The sequence below is a fragment of the Dietzia sp. DQ11-44 genome, assembly GCF_014145205.1.
In the GTDB taxonomy this organism is placed as follows: Bacteria; Actinomycetota; Actinomycetes; order Mycobacteriales; family Mycobacteriaceae; genus Dietzia; species Dietzia natronolimnaea.
In genome coordinates this window covers 1-4,321 of the sequence record NZ_JAALEC010000401.1, presented here as the reverse complement: position 1 = coordinate 4,321, position 4,321 = coordinate 1, and the positions used below count along the sequence as shown (strand labels likewise).

3 protein-coding genes and 2 pseudogenes are annotated in these 4,321 nt (G+C 71.4%); 4 read left to right on the top strand and 1 reads right to left on the bottom strand.

Annotation, left to right across the window (positions count from 1 at the left end):
* A pseudogene (locus G6018_RS10535) lies at positions 1-270 on the bottom strand (nucleotidyltransferase domain-containing protein); the annotation flags it as partial.
* A 185-nt stretch (positions 271-455) separates the two neighbouring features.
* Here G6018_RS10535 and G6018_RS10530 point away from each other — a divergent pair.
* The 4 genes and pseudogenes from G6018_RS10530 to G6018_RS10515 form a co-directional block, all read left to right on the top strand.
* Positions 456-1,994, top strand: a complete 1,539-nt coding sequence (locus G6018_RS10530; RefSeq protein WP_182639559.1) for an amino acid permease — start codon at positions 456-458, stop codon at positions 1,992-1,994.
* 6 nt (positions 1,995-2,000) lie between these two features.
* Complete coding sequence (locus G6018_RS10525) at positions 2,001-2,894, top strand: urea amidolyase associated protein UAAP1 (RefSeq protein ID WP_179524085.1); 894 nt, start codon at positions 2,001-2,003, stop codon at positions 2,892-2,894.
* Between the two features lie 12 nt (positions 2,895-2,906).
* A complete protein-coding gene (locus G6018_RS10520) occupies positions 2,907-3,605 on the top strand; it encodes an urea amidolyase associated protein UAAP2 (protein ID WP_182639558.1) in 699 nt (232 codons plus the stop codon).
* 62 nt (positions 3,606-3,667) lie between these two features.
* Positions 3,668-4,321, top strand: a pseudogene (locus tag G6018_RS10515) (biotin-dependent carboxyltransferase family protein); the annotation flags it as partial.

Here is a 4,321-nt window from a genome sequence, read left to right as displayed (position 1 = left end):
GAACCACGGTGCGCGGGAGAGGTCGGTGGAGGCGACGGCGCGGCGTACCGCACGGTCGTCGGGGTCACCGGGGTCACCAGGGTCACCGGGGTCACAGACGACGGCGAGGGATTCCAGGTCGCTACCCGGGACGGCCTCCCCCCGGCCCACCGATCCGGTGACCCACACCGCGTGTGCCACCGCCGGTCCGAGACGCGCCGCCAGCTCACGCCGCAGCCCGTCGGACCAGGCCCGCGCGCGCTCGTCGTGGGGATCACGGGAAGGCGCCATGAGGGCATTCGACCACGCGGTCGGGCGGCCCGGCGAGCGGGGAGCAACGGCGTGAGGGCGTGTTAATCGGATCGAAACATCAGGCAACCCGAGGGTCACACGCGGTGGGAAAACTATCGGCAGACAGGAACTGCTCCTGACGCCACCCGGGTTCACAGACCCCCGCCCCGAGAGGAGTGCCGGACATGAGTGACCCCTCCGGACTCACCACCCCGGCCCCCGAACGTCGGGGTGATCACGACGACCTCGCCGATCTCGGCTACGACCAACAACTCCACCGGAGCCTCGGCACGTTCGCCTCGTTCGCCGCCGGGTTCTCGTTCGTCTCGATCCTCACGACCATCTTCCAGCTGTTCGGCCTCGGGTACGGGTTCGGCGGCCCGGCGTTCTTCTGGACCTGGCCGATCGTGTTCGCCGGCCAGTTCCTGGTCGCGTTGTGCTTCGCGGAGCTCGCGGCCCGGTACCCCATCTCGGGAGCGATCTACCAGTGGTCCCGGCGGATGGGCGGCGAGGTCGTCGGGTGGTTCGGCGGCTGGTTCATGATCCTCGCGCAGATCGTCACCGCCTCGGCCGCGGCCATCGCGCTGCAGGTCGTGCTGCCGAACATCTGGTCCGGTTTCCAGATCATCGGTGACGATCCGGCCCTCACCTCGCCCTCCGGCGCGGCGAACGCCGTCCTGCTCGGATCGGTTCTCCTCGTCATCACCACCACGATCAACTCGCTCGGCATCAGGTGGATGGCCTACGTCAATAACATCGGTGTGACCTGCGAGATCGTCGGCGTCGTCGCGGTGATCCTCGCGCTGCTGACCCACGCCGTCCGCGGGCCGCAGGTCGTCTTTGACACCGCCGGCATGGGGGATCAGCCCGGATACATCTGGGCGTGGGTCGTCTCCGGGCTCATGGCCGCCTACGTGATGGTGGGATTCGGCTCGGCCGGCGAACTCGCCGAGGAGACCGTCAACCCGCGCCGGGTCGCCCCCCGCACCATCCGGATGGCACTGACCGTCTCGGCGTTCGGCGGTGGGCTCATGATCCTCGCCGCGCTCATGGCCGCGCCCAGCCTCACCGACGGCCGGCTGGCCACCGAGGGCCTGCCGTACGTCCTCAACTCCGTGCTCGGGAACTTCTGGGGCAAGGTGCTCCTCGTGGTGGTCGTGGTGGCCATCTTCATCTGCACCCTCGCCATCCAGACCGCGGCCACCCGGTTGATGTTCTCGATGGCCCGCGACGGGCGCCTGCCCTTCTCTGCGACCCTGTCACGCGTCAACCCCCGCACCGGCACCCCGATCGCCCCGGCCGTGCTCATCGGTCTGTCATGCATCGCGATCCTGCTGGTCAACATGGGCAACGCCGCCATCTTCGCCACCCTCGCCTCGGTGTGCATCATCCTCATCTATCTCGCCTACCTCTGCGTGACCGCGCCGCTGCTCCTGCGTCGGCTCAAGGGGTGGCCCAACGGCCCCCGGCTCACCGACGCCGAGGGCAAGCCGCTGTTCTCGCTGGGCCGCTGGGGGGTCCCCGTGAACGTCATGGCCGTGGGGTACGGACTGCTGATGACGGTCAACCTCGCCTGGCCGCGGGCCGAGATCTTCGACCCCTCGGGCGAGACCCCGTGGATGCGATGGGCCGGCGTCCTGACCGTCCTCGCCGTGGTGGGGCTCGGCATCCTGTGCTTCCCCCGCGGCAAGACCCATCCCAAGCCCGTCAAGATCGGAGAGTGACCTGAGATGACCAGCACCACCGAACCCGGCATCACGACACCCGGCACCACCGCGAGCACGTCCACCACCTCGGGTGCCCGCGACCACGCCCGAGCCCAGGCCGGCGCGATCACCGACTCCATGCCGGTCGTCCCCGCCACCGACTGGCCCCACCCGCCGGCGGACGTGCCGGCCGACCGCCTGACGTGGGCGGAGTCCGTCCCCGGGGGCCGGTACACCGCGGTCACCCTGGCGCGGGGCACGCGCATCCGACTGACCGACCGGGACGGCACGGCCTGCGCCTCGCTCATGATGTGGCGCGCCGACGCCCCCTGGGAACGCCTCAACACCGCGGACACGGTCAAGGTCCCGTGGCAGGCCTACCTCGGCACCGGTCATCCGCTGCTCTCCGACCAGGGGCGCGTGCTCGCGACGATCGTCGCGGACACCTCCGGCCATCACGACGCGCTGTGCGGTGCCTCGACCCTGGCCGGCAACGTCGCCCGCTACGGGGCCGGGGCGCCGGAATCCGGGTCACCGGCCGGACGGGAGTTGTTGCTGCTGGCCGCCCTCAAACACGGGCTGGGTGAGCGGGATCTCCCCCACACCGTGTCGTTCTTCCACGGCGTCCGCGTCGACGACGACGGGGCGCTCGTCTCCACCGGGAACGCCGGGGCGGGGGCGACCGTCGACCTGGTCCTGCACCTGCCCGTCGTGGTGGCCGTCGCGGTCGCCGACCATCCGCTGGATCCGTCGGAGCGGTACCACGCCGGGACCGTGGAGTTCCTGGCGTGGAACGCTCCGCAGGACCTCGACGCACTCCGCGAGGGAGCCCTCCCCGGCGTCGGGGAGGACCTCGAGTACCGCCGTGCCGTCGCCAACTCCGAGGCCGCCCACCGCGCCTCCACCCCGATCGCCTGAGGAGAATCCGCCATGACACCGACGACCGTCACCACCGAGCCTCCGACCACAGACCCCCGGACCGGCGCCGCCGCAGACCTTCCCGCCGCAGACCTCGCTCTCACGGACGGGGCCGTTGTCGCCGACGAGACCGTCGCCGCCAGAGCCGCCTGGTCCCACGTCCTGCACGCGGGCCAGACCCTGACCATCGTGGACCTCGAGGGCAACCAGGCCGTCGACACCCTGTTCTACGACGCGCACGACCCCACCCGTCGCTACAGCGCCCCGGCGACCGTCGCCGCCCAGGGATCGATCTTCCTGACCGAGGGGAGTGTCCTGCGCGACGACGCCGGCGAGCCCCTCGTGACGATCACGGCCGACGAGGTGGGCAATCACGACACCCTCGGGGGCGCGTGTTCGCAGGAGTCCAACACCCTGCGGTACGGCCACCACACCCGGCACCAGCACGCCTGCGTGGAGAACTTCCTCCGGGAGGGCGCCCGGCACGGACTGGGCAAGCGGGACCTGGTCCCCAACGTCAACTTCTTCATGAACGTGCCCGTGGACGCCGACGGCACCCTCGGCATCGTCGACGGGCTCTCCGCGCCCGGCAAGCGCCTGGCGCTACGCGCCGACCGCGACGTGATCGTCCTGGTCTCCAACTGCCCGCAGATCAACAACCCGTGCAACGGCTTCGACCCGACGCCGGTGCGGATGATCGTCACCGCCTGAGCCCGGAGCCCACCGTCCGCCCACCCGCCCCCCGCGCACCCGCCATCACAGGAGAAGCCGCCATGACCCGCCTCGAGATCCTCAACCCGGGACTCATCACCACCGTCCAGGACTGGCCCGGCCGCATCGGGTACTGGGGCGTGGGCGTCCCGCCGTCCGGGGCGATGGACGACTACTCGCTCCGCCTGGTCAACATCGCCGTGGGCAACCCGGAGGGCGCCGCCGGTCTGGAGTGCACTCGGGGTGGACTGTCGATCCGACCGGACGCCCCGGTCACGGTCGGCGTGGGCGGGGCGCACGTGCGGCCCACGGTGGACGGCCGCCCGGTGGCCCAGTGGAAGCCGGTCCACCTGGAGGCGGGATCCGTGCTCGACGTCCCGGTGCTCGACGGGCCGGGCATGCGCGTGTACGTGGCGGTCGGGGGCGGGATCGAGGTGGAGCAGTACCTCGGGTCGTCGTCGACCTTCACCCTCGGACGGTTCGGGGGGCACGAGGGGCGCAACCTGGCGGCGGGGGACGCCCTCGCCGTCGGTGAACCCGGGCCGGGCGTGCCGCGCCGGATCCTCGCCGACGAGGTCCCGGCCATCGGGCACCACTGGCACATCGCCGTGGCCGAGGGGCCGCACGGCGCCCCGGAGTTCCTCACCCGCGCGGGGATGGACGAGCTCTACGGGGCCAGCTACACCGTGCACTTCAACTCGGACCGCACCGGGGTC

Excerpts from the sequence above, each read along its gene's own strand:
- G6018_RS10525 (WP_179524085.1), top strand. The coding sequence starts at position 2,001 with ATGACCAGCACCACCGAACCCGGCATCACGACACCCGGCACCACCGCG.
- G6018_RS10530 (WP_182639559.1), top strand. The coding sequence starts at position 456 with ATGAGTGACCCCTCCGGACTCACCACCCCGGCCCCCGAACGTCGGGGT.
- G6018_RS10520 (WP_182639558.1), top strand. The coding sequence starts at position 2,907 with ATGACACCGACGACCGTCACCACCGAGCCTCCGACCACAGACCCCCGG.